Consider the following 15,769-nt stretch of genomic DNA (forward strand, 5'->3'; position numbering starts at 1 on the left):
CTGCCTGCATCAGCAACAAACGGAGCGTACGGAAATCACATGACGCAGGACAACCCAACCTGGGGCATCGTGTGTACCACCCGTGCGCCATTGGACGAAATCCTGCGTTTTGCCGCCTATCACATTGACCTCGGTGTGGACCGGTTGCATCTGTTTCTGGACGGGCCAAACCGCCGCGCCGTGCGTGTTCTGCGACAGCACCCCAAGATCGAAATCCGCGTCTGCAACGAAGCGTTCTGGCAACGTCGCGGTATCGAACGCCCTGAAAAGCATCAGGTCAGGCAATCCCACAACGCAACGTTCATTTACCGTCAGACCGATCTCGACTGGTTGCTTCACATCGATATTGATGAGTTTTTGTGGCCAATAACGCCGGTACAGGCCATCTTGTCCAAAATTCCTGCGGACGTACCAGCCGCACGTATTCGCCCGATCGAGGCGCTGTCCGGCCAAGATGACATGTACAAGGCGTACATCCCGTCGGGCCCGGATCGCGTCAGGCTTGTCGAACAGATCTATCCCAATTACGGCGGCTTTGTTTTGGGTGGATTCCTGAGCCACGTTCAGGGCAAACTCTTTGTTCGTTCCGGTCTGAAGGACCTGAAGGATCGAATCCACAATATTCATCAGAACAATCAGCTTCTTCCGATAACAACAGAACTTCCGCAGATTGAACTTTGTCACCGTCACGCACCCGACTGGGATCATTGGCAGGCCCATTTTCGGTTTCGGTTGGAGCGCGGGTCTTATCAGCCCGGAATGGCACCCAATGTCGCGAGGCACAAGGGCGGGTTGAACATGCATGAGTTGCTCAGCTGGATTGAGGCAGAACAAGGTGAACGCGGATTGCGTGCGTTCTACGATGAGCTCAGCGGCGCGGACCCGGACGTTCGAAATCGATTGCAAGCGCACGGCCTTTTGCGCCACAGGCCATTGAAACTGGAAGAAAAACGCGCGAAACACTTCCCCCGAAGCAGTTGAATTGTTGCGGGAATTCGCGGTTCAACGATAGTTTCCCTAGGTTAAACCCTCTTCATTTGACCCTTCCCCACGATTTTGTTATGTCCCCGCCCAAGCCGCACCGCGCAACTGGCGCGTGGCCATCCGGGCCCGGCACCTATTCAGACGCGCGGGCCAGGTCTAGTGTCCGCATTAACCGGACATACATGACAAAGTTTAACGAACTGAACCTGAACCCGAAGGTCCTCAAAGCCATTGAGGAAGCCGGATACGAAACCCCTACCCCGATTCAGGAAGGGGCGATTCCACCTGCGCTTGAAGGCCGCGACGTCTTGGGCATCGCCCAGACCGGAACCGGCAAAACCGCCAGCTTCACGCTGCCGATGATCACGCTGTTGGCCCGTGGCCGCGCCCGTGCGCGGATGCCGCGCTCGCTGGTGCTGTGCCCGACGCGGGAACTGGCCGCGCAGGTGGCCGAAAACTTCGACACCTACGCCAAAAATGTAAAACTGACCAAGGCGCTGCTGATCGGCGGGGTCAGCTTCAAGGAACAAGATGCCCTGATAGACCGGGGCGTTGACGTCCTGATCGCAACACCAGGCCGTCTGCTGGACCATTTCGAACGCGGCAAGCTGCTGCTGACCGGCGTTCAGATCATGGTGGTGGATGAGGCTGACCGGATGCTCGACATGGGGTTCATTCCCGATATCGAACGCATCTTCTCGCTGACGCCCTTCACGCGCCAGACCCTGTTCTTCTCGGCCACGATGGCGTCCGAGATCGAGCGTATCACCGACACGTTCCTGTCTGCCCCGGCCCGGATCGAGGTTGCGCGGCAAGCCACCGCCTCGGAGACTATCGAACAGGGCGTGGTCATGTTCAAAGGCGGTCGCCGCGACCGCGAGGCCAGCGCCAAGCGCAAGGTTCTGCGTGCGCTGATCGACGCCGAAGGCGACGCCTGCACCAACGCGATCATCTTCTGCAACCGCAAGACAGATGTCGATATCTGCGCCAAGTCGCTCAAGAAATACGGCTATAACGCCGCCGCCATCCACGGCGATCTGGATCAGTCGCAGCGGATGAAAACGCTGGACGGGTTCCGCGACGGGTCACTGCGCCTGCTGGTGGCCTCGGACGTTGCGGCGCGGGGATTGGATATCCCTTCGGTCAGTCATGTGTTCAACTTCGACGTCCCCGGTCATGCCGAGGATTATGTCCACCGCATCGGCCGCACAGGCCGCGCCGGGCGCGAAGGCAAGGCCTTCACCATATGCTCGGGGCGCGACGAAAAGGCCCTGGATGCGATTGAAAAACTGATCCAAAAAGATATTCCGCGCATCGACAACCCGGTCAAGGAAGAACCCAAACCCGAAAAGCCGAAGCCCGAGAAGAAATCCAAACCAAGCGACACCAAGAAGACCGAGCGCAAGAAAGACAAAGAACCCAAGAAACGGGATCGTCGCGAAGATGCGGGTCCGACCATTGTTGGCATGGGCGATCATCTACCAAGCTTCATTGCCCTAAGCTTTGACGAACGTCGCGCCGGCTAGATCGCCAATACCAGCACCAAAATCGACAAGCCCAACAGCGCAATCCCGGCTATCTCGCGCCGGGTGATCGTTTCTTTGAAAACAAAGGTCGTTGCCATCAGGCTGAAAATCAGCTCGACCTGCCCCAACGCTTTGACATAGGCAGCGTTTTGCAAGGTGAAGGCAAGAAACCAACTGAATGATCCGCCAAGACTGGTGAGCCCGACAAAAACGCCAGTGCCGCGTGTGTCCCAGACCGCGCGCAGTTCCGCCCTGTCCCGCCACAACAACCACAGCCACATGCTGAGAAACTGGAACGTGACAACGGCTGCCAATGTCACCAGCGCACGAAACCAAGCCTCGATATCGCCCAGTTGCAACGACGCACCGCGATAACTGACGGCTGAAAATGCAAACAGAACACCTGAACCCAACCCCAATTGAGAGGCTCGGTTGGTCAGGTGGCGCCACCAGGCTCCGCCACCTCCCGGTGATTTTGATAACAGCAGGACGGCGAGTAGCCCCAGCAAGATTGCCAGGAACGCTCCGGCAGAAACCTGATCACCAAGTATCAGGAAGCCGACAATCGCCGTTTGGATCACTTCGGTTTTCTTGAACGTGATCCCCACCGCGAAATTTCGTTGTTTGAACAGGGCCACCACGCAGATCGTAGCCAGAATTTGCGTCGTGCCACCGATGACAACAAAGACCCAAAACATCCCCGGCAAAGGCGGCATGGAATGACCGCCACCCCAAAGCACGATCCCCAGACCAAGTATGGCCAACGGGGCTGAATACGCGAACCTGGCAAAAGTCGCGCCAGCTGCCGAAAGCTTGACGGTGCTCAGTGACTTTTGCAGCATGAACCGCACCGTCTGAAAAGACGCCGCAGCAAGGGTTACGGGAATCCACAAACTCATGGAGCCCGTTTTGTCGTGAAATCAGGACTTTGGCCAGAGTGGATGCGCAACCGGATCCTTGGCGCGCCAAAAGAACTCTTTGAAAATCTGCCGGTAAGACCTGTAGACATAGGTTTCATTGCAAGCCAGGTATCGTTCTTTCCCGGATCGATACAGCGTCGGCAGATGATACCACGGAGCCGTCGGATTCATGTGATGTACGACGTGCAAATTGTTGTTCAGAAACAGAAACGCAAGCGGGCCACGATCTTCGACAATCACGGTTCTGGCGCGCGCTTTCTCATGCGCTCGGTGTTCCAGAAATGTCCGGATTTTTACCAGCCCCAAACCCATGTAGGCTGAAAGCACAAAGGCCCAGATCGGCATGGAGGCGTGTGCGACGATCCAAAGCACGATGATCAAGCCCGGCAGATGCAGGGCCCATGCCGTCAGGATCGCGCGATCGCCGCGTCTTGCGCCTTGCCATTCGTCTTTGAGAAACGCGCTCTCGCTGATCGCCGGACCCAGAAGAATCCGCCCCATCAACGTGTTGTTCGCGGCGAAAACGCGCTGCTTCCACCCGGGCAGTTTGGACCAGACGCGCGGATCGAGGTAGTTGGATTCCGGATCGTCATAGGGATCGGTCAGGTTCGAATCCTGATGATGCGCCAGATGCAGGTCACGAAATCGATTGAATGGAATGAACAAGGTCAGCGGCAAGGCCATCATTGCTTCGTTCACCCATTGCCACCGAAATGGATGACCGTGCAATGCCTCATGTGTCAATGACGAGTGAAGCGCCGCCACCAACGCCATCGCCGGAACCGCTGCCCACAAATACCCGTCTGCCAACCAAAAGATGACCGCCAACCAGGCTGCATAGCAAGCGACAATCAAGCCAACCGTTATCCACTCGGGCGATCTGTTCGTGACGGGATCAGCCATTGCGACCCCACGAAATACCGGCCCATACGCGTTCATAAACGATGTACATCGTCAGGCCGATGGCTGTGTTGACCACCGCCAGCGCACCACCTACTGCAGCCGAACCGGTTGCGATCAAACCGACCAGCGTCATAACCGCCAATCCCATCGCATTCCACACAACTGCCTTCACGACAGATCTTTGCCGCGTTTCCATTCCGGACCCCATAATTATTGCTTTGTTAAAAAGGTTACGAACAACCAGCGAAATTTAGAATTCTGAATGTGATTAACAAAATTCATCATGCGTGATATTTTTAAACACATGACTGATAAAATAGACAAACGCGACCGCGCATCACAATTTCGAACACGTCTGACGCAAGCGATGGAAGACCGGCAGATCAGCCAAAGTGCCCTCGCCCGAAGCATCGGGGTGGATCGTTCTACAGTTTCGCAATTGCTGACGGGCTCTGGTGCCCGCCTGCCCAATGCCCATGTTGTTGGGTCCTGCGCTTCGGCATTGGGCGTATCCGCAGATTGGTTGCTCAGCTTGTCAGACCGCCCGGAAAGTGCGGCAGAGCTTCTTGCAAGTTCCCTGTCCCTGACAAAGGCGCCGCGTGCCTTGGTGGATGAGCGTATCTTTGAATGGCATCGTGAGGCGGCGGGATACAAAATCCGATATGTTCCGGCAGCCCTGCCCGACATGCTGAAAACCCGCGCCGTTCTGGAATGGGAATACGCACCCCATCTGGGGCGAACAGCGGATCAGGCCATTGGTGCGTCGGCAGATCGCCTTGCCTGGATGCGAAGTGCCCAGTCAGATTATGAGATCGCGATGCCGATGTACGAGGTTCGCAGCCTCGCGCAAGCCACCGGGTATTACGAAGGCCTGCCGTTGAATGTCCGGCTGGAGCAGATTGAGCATTTGATTGATCTGTGCGAACAACTCTACCCGCGTCTGCGCCTGTATCTTTTCGATGCCAAGCGGCTTTACAGTGCGCCAATGACGATCTTTGGTCCCATGCTGTGCGCTTTCTACGCAGGCGGTCACTACATGGCCTTTCGTGACCGCAACAGGATCGAAGTTTTTTCCCATCATTTCGACACGTTAGTGCGCGAAGCTGATCTAACCGCCCGCGACATCCCCACACATCTGAGAGAGTTGCGAACCAAGATTTCCTGACACCAGCAACCGGACGGATGCCAAAGGGACGAACCTGTTGTATGATCAAGCTGCGTGAACTTTCGGGCAATCCGCCCCAGACATGGAGGATGACAGAAATGGACGCACTCAAAACCGCTCAGTATGCGCGCGCGCTGTATTCGGCGCATGGGGACCGCGCCGAGGCAGAAGCCGCCCAGAAAATGCGTGAATGCGAGGCGGCGGGAAACCAGCAGCAAGCCCAGGATTGGCAGGCCGTTCGCCAGACCATTCGCCAAATTCGCGGCCCGAACCAGGGCTGACCACTTCGCCTCTCAGAACACTCCAGGCGCGGCCTGTGTGTCGCGCCTGATACCCAATAAACTCGGCTCCATGAGTTTTCCCCAGCTTATACTGACTTGGTGTACTGGTTATCCCCAGCGTTCTCCCCCGAAACCGGTTTGCCTTTGGACCTGTTCCTGCGCCAGCCTTGGCGCAACAACTTGTCACTATGCGAATCGAACTTGATGAAATCCGCAACCAACATCCTACAACCCGAACCGCGCGCCTTAAAAACAGCCGTTTTGGTTCTGGATGAGTGCAGCACGCTTAGTTTTGCGTCCGTTGTCGATCCAATGCGGGCGGCAAACCGACTGGCCGACCGTCCCGCGTTTGACTGGGATTATGTAACGGCTGCTGCGGACCCGGTCCGGTTGAGCAGCGCGTTGCTGGTGCCGGGCATACCGCTCGCGACACTGGGACATTGCGAATTCATGATTGTTATAGACGGGCCACGGTCGACCGGGCACGCGACACCTGCTTTGCTGAACGGGTTGCGGCGCATTGCAGCAACCGGAGCCGCAATGGCGGGCATTGATGGCGGCCAGTGGCTGCTGGCCGAGGCCGGCCTGCTTGATGGCAACTCTGCCTCTCCACGACCCGAAGAATGCGCCAGATTCGCGGACCGCTTTCCCAATGTAACGCTCAGCGATGGACGATTCACAGCGTCAGGACACCGATTGACCGCCAGTGGCGCGGTGCCGACCATCGACATGATGTTGCACATCATGTCTGCAAGGCTGGGGGCAGGCTTTGCCGCACAGATCGCCGGCCTGTTTGCGCAGGATACCGCAGCTGCCCCACCCAAAGCGCCGATCACCGCACCACACCGCCATGCTTCGCTGACGGAACAGGCGAATACGCTGATGGCGGCGGCCCTGGACGACCCAATGCCACTGGTGGACATTGCCGAGACGCTGGGCACGAGCCCACGAACATTGCAGCAACAATTCCGTCTGCGCCTGAACACGACGCCGCAAGATCACTATCTGCAACTGCGTCTGGCCGAAGCCAGACGACTTGTAACCGACACCGACATGTCACTGATGGACGTCGCGACAGCGACCGGGTTTGCATCCCAATCCAGTTTTGCGCGCGCGTTTCGAACGGCGCATGGACTATCTGCGCGCGACCTGCGGCAGGAACGCAGCCTGCCAACACGGCACTGACGCATCATCCCCCGGTCGCGCCACGATTATAACGCCAAAAGCAGGCTGAGGCAGCGCCCCTGCCCCTTGGATCAGTACGGCATGGGGTAGGCTTTGTGCGCCGCGGCGATTTCGCTCAGGACTTCATTCGACAACTCAAGGTCCGCGCCGTCCAGAATATGCTGCAACTGGGTTTCGGTGGTCGCGCCAAAGATCGCGGACATCATGAAGGGCCGGGTCTGGCACCAGGCCAACGCCATATGGACCGGGTCCAATCCGTGTCGGTTGGCGATGTCCAAATAAGCGTCGACCGCATCGAACACACGATCTGACTTCCGCCCGCCCATCGAGGGAACCAGCGACATACGCGAGCCATCCGGCACAGCGCCACCTTGGTATTTGCCGGTCAGAAATCCGGCTGCCAGTGGAGAAAACGCCATGAGGCCAACGTCCTCGAACATGCAAAGTTCGGCCAGATCCGTATCAAACAGACGGCACAACAACGAATACTCGTTTTGAATGGATGCCACGCGCGGGGCTCCCATCTCGTCTGCCAAACGCACCCATTGCGCCGTACCCCAAGCACTTTCATTCGATAAGCCAAAGGCCCGGATGTTGCCCTTATCCACCTGCGCCTGAAGAGCCTCGAGGCAGTATTGCATATCCGCGATCACCTCATCGCGGTTGCCGCCCGATGGGTCATAATGCCAGTTCTGTCGGAACATGTAACTGCCGCGATTGGGCCAGTGAAACTGATAAAGATCAATGCAATCGGTTTGCAATCGGCGCAGTGAACCCTCGATGGCCTGAGGAATGGTTTCGCCTGAAATCGGCGCGCCATCCCGCGCGTGCATGAACCCTTCGCCCGAGTGTTTGGTCGCCAGCACATAATCGCCGCGACGATCTGGATTCGCTGCGTTCCAGGTTCCCAGAATTTCTTCGGTGCGGCCGACGGTTTCTTTTGAAATCGGATTGACCGGGTACATCTCGGCGGCGTCCACAAAGTTTATCCCGGCATCCAGCGCCATATCCATCTGGCGGTGCGCTCCGGCTTCGGATGTCTGGGTTCCGAAAGTCATTGTACCGAGGCACAAATCCGACACCATGATGCCGGTCCGACCTAAGGGATTCATTTTCATTGAAAATCTCCTGAGATTTTTTTCTTTCAGGCCTGCGACTCGGCCTTTTTCTGCCACCGCCCGGATTCTTCGGACCAGTATTGGGCCGCGCATCCGGCTTCCGTCAATGTCTTCCACTGACCCCGTGCGTTCTGAACCGCCGCCTCATTGTTGCCGTCAAACAGAATACAAACCCGCTCCATCGCCGCCACCTCATCCGGGTCAACCGAGGCGCCGTCCACTGCCATTACACAGGCCGGGTCATTCGCGGCCTCTGCGCCGGTCGTCAGCAGGATTGGTTGATCGGCATCATGTGGCCCGCCTGCCCGACCGTGGGGCAGAAAGCCCTCTTCGGATGAGAGCCACAGTTTTTCATTCAACCAATCCAGTTGTGCCGGATCGGTGCCGCGAACGGCAACTCTCCATCCGGCCTGCTGTGCCTTGTCCAGCAGAACCGGCAACGTGTGTTCAAGCGGCTGCCGGGTCAGGTGATAGAAATAGACGGCACCCATATGGTCACTCAAAGTTGTCCTGCACAAACCGGCTGAGCGCTCGTACACCCCAACCGGTTGCGCCTTTGGGTGCATACGATGTCTCGGACGAAACCGACGCGACTCCGGCAATGTCGAGGTGAATCCACGGCGTTTCCTCCTTCACGAAGCGCTGCAGAAACTGCGCCGCGGTGATCGAACCCGCAGCCCGACCACCTACGTTTTTCATGTCTGCGATACGCGATTTCAACAGGTCATCATAGGGCTGCCCCAATGGCATCCGCCATGCGCCTTCATCCTCGGCCTTTGCAGCTTTGAGAAAGGCGTCGCAAAAGACGTCGTTGTTTGAGAACACACCGGCATTCTGATGCCCAAGACCGATGATGATCGCGCCGGTCAGGGTTGCCAGATCGATCATGCCAACCGGATTGAAACGATCCTGCGCGTACCACATCACGTCGCACAGGACCAATCGACCTTCGGCATCGGTATTGATGATCTCGACCGTATCGCCTTTCATCGATTTGACCACATCACCGGGACGTGTCGCGTTGCCCGATGGCATGTTTTCGACCAAGCCGACCAAACCCACGACATTGGCTTTGGCCTTGCGTTTGGCAAGCGCACGCATGGTACCCGCGACTACACCCGCGCCGCCCATGTCCATGGTCATGTCTTCCATGCCGCCAGCGGGCTTCAGCGAAATGCCACCTGTGTCGAACACGACACCTTTGCCGACCAGAGCCAGCGGCGCATCATCCGCATCGCCGCCTTTCCACTGCATCACCACAACTTTCGACGGGCTGACCGAGCCCTGCCCCACGCTCAACAGCGTGCGCATGCCCAATTCTGCCAGCTTGTCTTCTTCGAGAACCTCAACCTCCAGCCCCAGTGCAGACATCTCGGACAAACGGTCAGCGAATTCTGTTGTCGTCAACACATTTGCGGGCTCGTTGGTCAGATCGCGTGTCATGCGGACGCCATCAGCAATCGCGTACAGCGGTGCAAAGGCGGCTTCGACCTCATCGGGTTTGTTGTGGCTGATAACAACCGTCCCCGGCTCGGTCGCATCCTTGCTTTTGTGTGCGTCGAAATCATAACTCCGCAACACCATGCCCAGTGTCAGGTCCTCGGACCGCACCTGATTGCCGGCCATCACAAGCATGTCTTTCCCGCCTGCCAGTTTCGCCAGTTTTGCGCCCGCTTTCCGTGCCTCGTCCTGATCGGGACGGCGCGGCAGGATAAGGATATCCAACGCTTCGGCTTCCAGCCCGGTCGGCCAGGCCATCGATACGACATCACCGGTTTTGACTTTGCTGAACCGGTCACTTTCTACCATCCGTGCGACGGCGCCTTTTGTCAGACGATTGGCGCGGCGTGCTGCGGGGCCCATTTTCCCCTCGGCCGGAATAATGACCACTACGCGACCGTTTGCCTGCGCGATCGAATCCAGATCAAAAGGTTCAAAGCGGACCGGTACCAAACTGCTCATATCATGCTCCTGAAAAATATGTTGCCCAAGACCTAGCCCGCACCGCCGCAGTTGACCAGATAGCAGTTTTCCCCGACACGCATTTGCATTAAGGTCGCCCGAAAATAACCGGCAGGCTCGGGGGAATAAAAAATTGAGACCAATCGGCAGGCAAGAGCCGTCGCGCATGTTCTCGTGTCGGATCATCGTCGGGGCGATTCCCTTGGATTGCCGAAACGAAGGGGGTCCTTCGTGATCCTCGACCGCTACTTCGCCCGCCGATTCATCCAGAGTTTCGTGCTCATCGGCGGTATTTTTCTGACGCTTCTGATCCTGATTGATCTGGTCGAACAGGTGCGCCGGTTTGACGATGCCAACCTGTCCTTCGGTCAATTGCTGCAGATCACGTTGCTCAACACACCGGCTGCCATCAGTGAGATGTTGCCGCTGTTGGTGATCCTGGCAACGATTGCTTTGTTTGTTGGACTTGCCCGCAGTTCAGAGCTTGTCGTCACGCGCGCGATCGGCAGATCAGGCATCCGCGCATTGGTCGCGCCTGTGCTGCTGGCGCTTGTGATCGGGGCTATAGCCGTTTCACTGTTGAATCCGATCGCTGCGGCGACGTCGGAAGAGGTTCAGCGCCTTTCGGATAGGTATCGCAACAACGGTGACTCGACCCTGTCGATCAGCCGCGAGGGCCTTTGGCTGCGGCAGGGCACGGCCACCGGTCAATCCGTGATCCATGCGCGCAGCATGCTGGACAACGACACCTTTGGATTGCGCAATGTGACAATCACTGCGTTTCTGCCAAATGGTAAACCGACGGAACAGATTACGGCCAAAAGGGCCGAGTTGGAGAATGGCCAATGGGTGCTGCACAAGGCTAAGGTATGGACCATCGAGGATGATCTGAATCCCGAAGCCAATGCCGTTACACACGAGGTTCTGAACCTGCCGACATCGCTGACGCGCGAACGGATCATCGACACGTTGGGCCAACAGGACTCGGTTTCTATCTACGATCTTCCGCAATTGATTCGTGACCTGCGCGAGGCCGGATTCTCAACCAAGCAATACGAAGTTTGGTTGCAGGTCGAACTGGCCCGCCCGCTGTTTCTGGTATCCATGGTCCTGATCGGTGCTGCGTTCACCATGCGCCACGTTCGCTTTGGCGGAACCGGCGTCGCGGTCCTTTCCGCAGTGTTGCTGGGCTTTGGCGTCTATTTCGTTCGCAATTTCGCTCAGATTCTTGGTGAGAACGGGCAATTGCCGATCATGGTTGCAGCCTGGGCGCCACCGGTTGCCGCCATATTGCTGTCGCTCGGCCTTTTGCTGCACGCGGAGGATGGCTGATGCGACCCCTCTTTTTGCTGTTGTTGTCCAGTGCGCTGCTGCTGTCGTTGCCCTTGGCTGTCCTGGCCCAGTCCGATGGCCCGGAGGCGGATCAGACGTCTGCCGAACAAGACCAGCCCGCATTGCTTGTCGCGGATACAATCTACATCACCAAAGACAACAAACTGGTGGCCGAAGGCAACGTCGAGGCCTATCAAGGCGACGTGAAGCTCACTGCGCAAAGCGTGACATACGACCGGGAAACCGGATCACTTTCGCTCACCGGTCCCATTCGGATTGATCAGGCGGGCGAAACGACCCTTTTGGCAGATTCAGCAGAGTTGGATGATGGTATCCAAAACGGGCTGTTGACCGGCGCGCGGATGGTTTTCGATCAGCAGGTCCAGATTGCTTCCGTCCAGGCAACACGCGCGGCGGGTCGATACACGCAGTTCAGCAAAGTGGCTGCGACTTCATGCCATGTCTGTGCCGATGGACGACCGCCGCTGTGGCAAATCCGGGCCCGCAAGGTCACTCATGATCAACTGGAACGGCAGCTGTATTTTGAAGGTGCTCAGTTCCGCATTCTTGATCTGCCGGTGTTTTACTTTCCTGTACTGCGTCTACCGGATCCGACGTTGGAGCGGGCCACAGGCTTCTTGGTGCCATCAATCCGCACCACCACCCAGCTTGGGACAGGCGTCCAGATACCTTATTTCATTCGGATCGGTGACCACAAGGATTTGACCCTGACACCTTATGTGTCGCCCAAGACCCGAACGTTGGGATATCGGTATCGCCAGGCGTTCAAGCGGGGCGATATCAGGATTCGAGGTGCCCACACCCGGGATGATCTGCAGGAAAACCAGGACCGCGGGTACTTTTTTGCGGACGGGCGTTTCAGCCTTGGCAATGACTTCAAACTGAAGTTCGACATTCGAACGACGTCTGACAATTCTTACCTGGCGGATTACGGTTTGCCGAACTTCGACCGTCTCCGCAGTGAGATCTCGGTCGAAAGGATCAAACGGGACACGGCCTTCAAAACCGGTTTCATCCACTACAAATCCCTTCGCGACAGCGAACCGCAAGATGAAATCCCCTCTCGGGTTTTCGACCTGAATTATCGCAAGCGGTACTTTCCAAAATCGGTGGGGGGAGAAGTTCGACTGGCGTTCATCGGCCATGCACACCAACGCACAAGTGATGAAAACATCATCGGACGGGATATAGCCCGCGCCACATTCGACGCGGAATGGCTTCGAAGCTGGACGCTGGCCACGGGGATCCGTGCGGATGCCCGGCTGGGTGCTTCGGTCGACACGTTCAACATTAAAGACGACGATGATTTTCCCAACAACGTGACGCGGTCCACGCCACGGGCGGCCTTTACACTGCGCTATCCCATGATCCGGCGCGAACAAAGCGGTGCGACGCAATACCTTGAACCCATTGCACAGATTGGTTGGGCGCATGTGACCAACACGGACGTTCCCAATGACGAAAGCACCTTTCAGGAGTTTGATCAGGGCAATCTCGTGTCGCTGTCGCGTTTTCCTGCCGAGGATGAGCGCGAAGATTCCGCGACTGCCGTTTTTGGTGTGAACTGGGCTCGTTACCATCCCAACGGAATGGAAGCGTTGGCGACTGTCGGTCAGGTTTTCAGAACAAAAGCCAACCCTAACTTTACGCTGTCTTCCGGCCTTCAAGGCACGTCCTCGGATATTCTTCTGGCCGGTCAATTGCGAAACGGAAATGGCCTGACCGTCGCCGCCCGCGGTCTTTTGAGCGGGGACCTGAGCTTTACCAAGGCGGAATTTCGCGCGGCATGGGCGCAGGGTGACACCGGGGTGTCAGGCAGCTATGTATGGCTGGAACCGGACCCGGCAGAAACGGGTGGAGACGAGATTTCCGAACTTTTGCTGACCGGGCGTTACCGGATAGATGAGAATTGGTTGACGCGCGCCAATGCACGCTATGACTTCAGCGCGTCCGAACCGATCCGGGCCGGGTTTGCCGTAACGTACAGTAACGAATGTGTGGAATTTAATGTGACCGTCAGTAGACGCTTTACATCGACATCAAGTATTGATCCTTCGACGGAATTCGGCTTTAGCGTGGCCCTGACCGGGTACTCTGTCGACAGCGATGGTGAGAAGTACAAGAAAAGATGCAGTTGATCTCAGGTTTAACAAACACGCTCCGTCGCGTGCGTCGTATTTCACCACTGCCGATTCTGGCCGTTGCGCTGATTCCGTTCGTCCCGGCATCGACACATGGACAAAGTCTGTTTTCGCCCGCCATTCGGGTTAATCAGGACATCGTGACATGGTACGAACTGGAACAAAGACAGCAGTTTCTTGACTTACTCGGTGCCCCCGGCAGTGCAGAAGCCGAAGTCAGACAAGCACTGATCGATGACCGTCTTCGCAAGCAGGCGATGCGCGAGGCCGGCATTCAGGCCGCGCCGGAAGACATTCAGAATGGCATCGACGAATTTGCGGCACGCGGCAATCTGAACGCCGAGCAGTTCCTGAAACTTCTCAACGACGCCGGGGTTTCGCAGGAAACAGTGCGCGACTTTATTGGCGATCAGATTGCGTGGCGCGATTTTATTGCCGCGCGTTTCATCTCGCAGGCGCGTCCGTCTGAAGAGGAAATCGACCGCGCGTTAGGACAAGGCGGCGGTGGCGGGCTTGAGGTCCTGTTGTCCGAAATTATCATCCCCGTTACACCGCAAACACTGGCGCAGGCCGAGGCACTCGCCGATGAAATTTCTCAGGTTTCTGGACAGGATGCATTTTCATCGGCCGCCGCGCAGTATTCAGCCGCCGAGACCCGCACCAATGGCGGGCGACTCGAATGGTTGTCATTGACCAATCTTCCACCTGCACTGCAACCGGTGATCCTGGGTTTGGAAATCAATGAGATCACCAATCCGTTGACACTTCCCAATGCCATTGCCCTGTTCCAGATGCGGGGCATACGCGAAGTTGCCTCGGGAACACCTCGGTATTCGCAGATCGACTATGCGCAGTATTACATACCAGGTGGGCGCAGCGCCGATGCGCTTGCCGCTGCGGCAGAATTGAAAGAAAATATCGACACGTGCGACGATCTGTATGGCGTGGCCAAAGGTCAATCTGCCGAAGTTCTTGACCGCAAGTCTGTCAGTCCTTCCGAGATACCGCGAGACGTGGCCCTTGAATTGGCAAAGCTCGACCCGAACGAAGTATCCACGGCGTTGACCCGCAACAACGGACAAACGCTCGTGTTTCTGATGATGTGCAGCAGGACCCGGGAATTGGGCGAGGATACGACGCGGGTGGATGTAGCCAACGCGTTGACGCAGCAGCGGCTGCAGGCGTTCGCGGAAAGCCTTCTGGAACAGCTGCGCGCCGACGCAATCATTGTTGAGCAATGACACGTCCCATCGCACTCAGCTGCGGTGAGCCCGCCGGGATCGGACCAGAAATTGCTGCAAAAGCCTGGGAAGCCCTGCGCCAAACCTGCCCGTTTGTCTATGTCGGCGACGCGCGGCACCTGCCCAAGGGCACGCCTTTTGAGCGGATTGAAGACTTAACACAGGCACAAGGGGTCAGCGAAACAGCTTTGCCCGTCGTGCAACTGGACTTCGCCGCAGACCGGATCGCCGGACGGCTTGACCCGACCAACGCCCCCAACGTAATCGACGCAATCGAACTGGGTGTATCGCTTGTGCAGTCGGGTGCCGCGTCTGCGCTTTGCACGGCGCCAATCCACAAACAGGCTTTGATCGACGGCGCCGGTTTCACCTACCCCGGCCACACCGAGTTTCTGGCAGCACTGGCGGGGTGCGAGCGCGTTGTGATGATGTTGGCCAGCGATGAATTGCGCGTTGTTCCGGCGACGATCCACATTCCGTTGTCGCGCGTTCCGACAGAACTGACCCCCGAGGTGTTAAGCGAGACAATCGCCATAACTGCGCGGGGCCTGCAACGGCAGTTTGGCATCGCACATCCCAGAATCGCGGTGGCGGGTCTTAACCCACACGCCGGCGAAGGCGGCAAAATGGGGCGCGAAGAGATGGATTGGATCGCGCCGCTTTTGTCTGAGCTCACGCCCGATGGCTATACGGTGACAGGACCGCACCCTGCCGACACTCTGTTTCATGCAGCGGCGCGTGCCCGATACGATGCGGCAATTGCCATGTATCACGATCAGGCGCTGATCCCGATCAAAACACTGGATTTCGACCGGGGCGTTAATGTAACGCTGGGTCTGCCATTTATCCGCACGTCGCCCGATCACGGCACGGCATTGGATATCGCGGGGGACGGTGTTGCCAATCCCACAAGCCTGATTGAAGCCTTGAGAATGGCGCAGCAGATGGCGGGTTCTGAGTAGTATGGTAACTGGCAATACATATCCGGGC

General features: G+C 57.4%; 15 protein-coding genes. 9 read left to right on the forward strand and 6 right to left on the reverse strand.

Annotated features, from left to right (window positions below; all coding sequences use genetic code 11):
- Positions 1-39: 39 nt before the first annotated feature.
- On the forward strand, positions 40-981 hold the full coding sequence (locus tag RA28_RS16870; protein WP_039531140.1) for a glycosyltransferase family 2 protein: 942 nt from the start codon (positions 40-42) through the stop codon (positions 979-981).
- 185 nt (positions 982-1,166) lie between these two features.
- Positions 1,167-2,510: a DEAD/DEAH box helicase gene (locus tag RA28_RS16875; RefSeq protein ID WP_193747416.1), complete on the forward strand. Its 1,344-nt coding sequence runs from the start codon at positions 1,167-1,169 to the stop codon at positions 2,508-2,510.
- On the opposite strand, the gene RA28_RS16880 is transcribed toward RA28_RS16875, so the two are convergent.
- The 3 genes from RA28_RS16880 to RA28_RS16890 are packed head-to-tail and all read right to left on the reverse strand — an operon-like array spanning position 2,507 to position 4,529.
- Positions 2,507-3,409, reverse strand: a complete 903-nt coding sequence (locus RA28_RS16880; protein ID WP_039531143.1) for an EamA family transporter — start codon at positions 3,407-3,409, stop codon at positions 2,507-2,509. The two genes, RA28_RS16875 and RA28_RS16880, sit on opposite strands and share 4 nt — an antisense overlap.
- 21 nt (positions 3,410-3,430) lie before the next feature.
- On the reverse strand, positions 3,431-4,333 hold the full coding sequence (locus RA28_RS16885; RefSeq protein WP_039531147.1) for a fatty acid desaturase: 903 nt from the start codon (positions 4,331-4,333) through the stop codon (positions 3,431-3,433).
- Positions 4,326-4,529, reverse strand: coding sequence for a DUF2061 domain-containing protein (locus RA28_RS16890; RefSeq protein WP_039531150.1), 204 nt, complete (start codon positions 4,527-4,529; stop codon positions 4,326-4,328). Before RA28_RS16890 ends, RA28_RS16885 begins: the two co-directional genes overlap by 8 nt.
- 108 nt (positions 4,530-4,637) lie before the next feature.
- On the opposite strand from RA28_RS16890, the gene RA28_RS16895 reads away from it, so the two are divergent.
- The 3 genes from RA28_RS16895 (at position 4,638) to RA28_RS16905 (ending at position 6,964) form a co-directional block, all read left to right on the forward strand.
- Positions 4,638-5,498 (forward strand): helix-turn-helix domain-containing protein, encoded by an 861-nt coding sequence (locus tag RA28_RS16895; protein ID WP_039531786.1) that lies wholly within the window; start codon positions 4,638-4,640, stop codon positions 5,496-5,498.
- Between the two features lie 98 nt (positions 5,499-5,596).
- A complete protein-coding gene (locus RA28_RS16900) occupies positions 5,597-5,779 on the forward strand; it encodes a hypothetical protein (RefSeq protein WP_039531789.1) in 183 nt (60 codons plus the stop codon).
- Between the two features lie 204 nt (positions 5,780-5,983).
- Positions 5,984-6,964 carry a GlxA family transcriptional regulator gene (locus tag RA28_RS16905; protein WP_039531791.1) on the forward strand — a complete coding sequence of 327 codons (981 nt, stop codon included), beginning with the start codon at positions 5,984-5,986 and terminating at the stop codon, positions 6,962-6,964.
- 71 nt (positions 6,965-7,035) lie between these two features.
- On the opposite strand, the gene RA28_RS16910 is transcribed toward RA28_RS16905, so the two are convergent.
- The 3 genes from RA28_RS16910 to RA28_RS16920 are packed head-to-tail and all read right to left on the reverse strand — an operon-like array spanning position 7,036 to position 10,044.
- Positions 7,036-8,082 (reverse strand): aldo/keto reductase, encoded by a 1,047-nt coding sequence (locus RA28_RS16910; protein WP_039531153.1) that lies wholly within the window; start codon positions 8,080-8,082, stop codon positions 7,036-7,038.
- Positions 8,083-8,108: 26 nt separating this feature from the next.
- On the reverse strand, positions 8,109-8,573 hold the full coding sequence (locus tag RA28_RS16915) for a DNA polymerase III subunit chi (protein ID WP_039531155.1): 465 nt from the start codon (positions 8,571-8,573) through the stop codon (positions 8,109-8,111).
- A gap of 4 nt (positions 8,574-8,577) precedes the next feature.
- On the reverse strand, positions 8,578-10,044 hold the full coding sequence (locus RA28_RS16920; RefSeq protein WP_039531157.1) for a leucyl aminopeptidase: 1,467 nt from the start codon (positions 10,042-10,044) through the stop codon (positions 8,578-8,580).
- 231 nt (positions 10,045-10,275) lie between these two features.
- Here RA28_RS16920 and lptG point away from each other — a divergent pair, with 231 nt between their 5' ends.
- The 4 genes from lptG to pdxA are packed head-to-tail and all read left to right on the forward strand — an operon-like array spanning position 10,276 to position 15,741.
- Positions 10,276-11,376, forward strand: a complete 1,101-nt coding sequence (gene lptG / locus RA28_RS16925; protein WP_039531160.1) for an LPS export ABC transporter permease LptG — start codon at positions 10,276-10,278, stop codon at positions 11,374-11,376.
- Positions 11,376-13,535, forward strand: a complete 2,160-nt coding sequence (locus RA28_RS16930; RefSeq protein WP_052261487.1) for an LPS-assembly protein LptD — start codon at positions 11,376-11,378, stop codon at positions 13,533-13,535. Before lptG ends, RA28_RS16930 begins: the two co-directional genes overlap by 1 nt.
- Positions 13,526-14,779: a peptidylprolyl isomerase gene (locus tag RA28_RS16935; protein ID WP_039531164.1), complete on the forward strand. Its 1,254-nt coding sequence runs from the start codon at positions 13,526-13,528 to the stop codon at positions 14,777-14,779. The genes RA28_RS16930 and RA28_RS16935 overlap by 10 nt, the downstream gene beginning before the upstream one ends.
- Complete coding sequence (gene pdxA, locus RA28_RS16940; RefSeq protein WP_039531168.1) at positions 14,776-15,741, forward strand: 4-hydroxythreonine-4-phosphate dehydrogenase PdxA; 966 nt, start codon at positions 14,776-14,778, stop codon at positions 15,739-15,741. The genes RA28_RS16935 and pdxA overlap by 4 nt, the downstream gene beginning before the upstream one ends.
- Positions 15,742-15,769: the final 28 nt, after the last annotated feature.

Source organism: Ruegeria sp. ANG-S4, assembly GCF_000814005.1.
GTDB lineage: Bacteria > Pseudomonadota > Alphaproteobacteria > Rhodobacterales > Rhodobacteraceae > Ruegeria.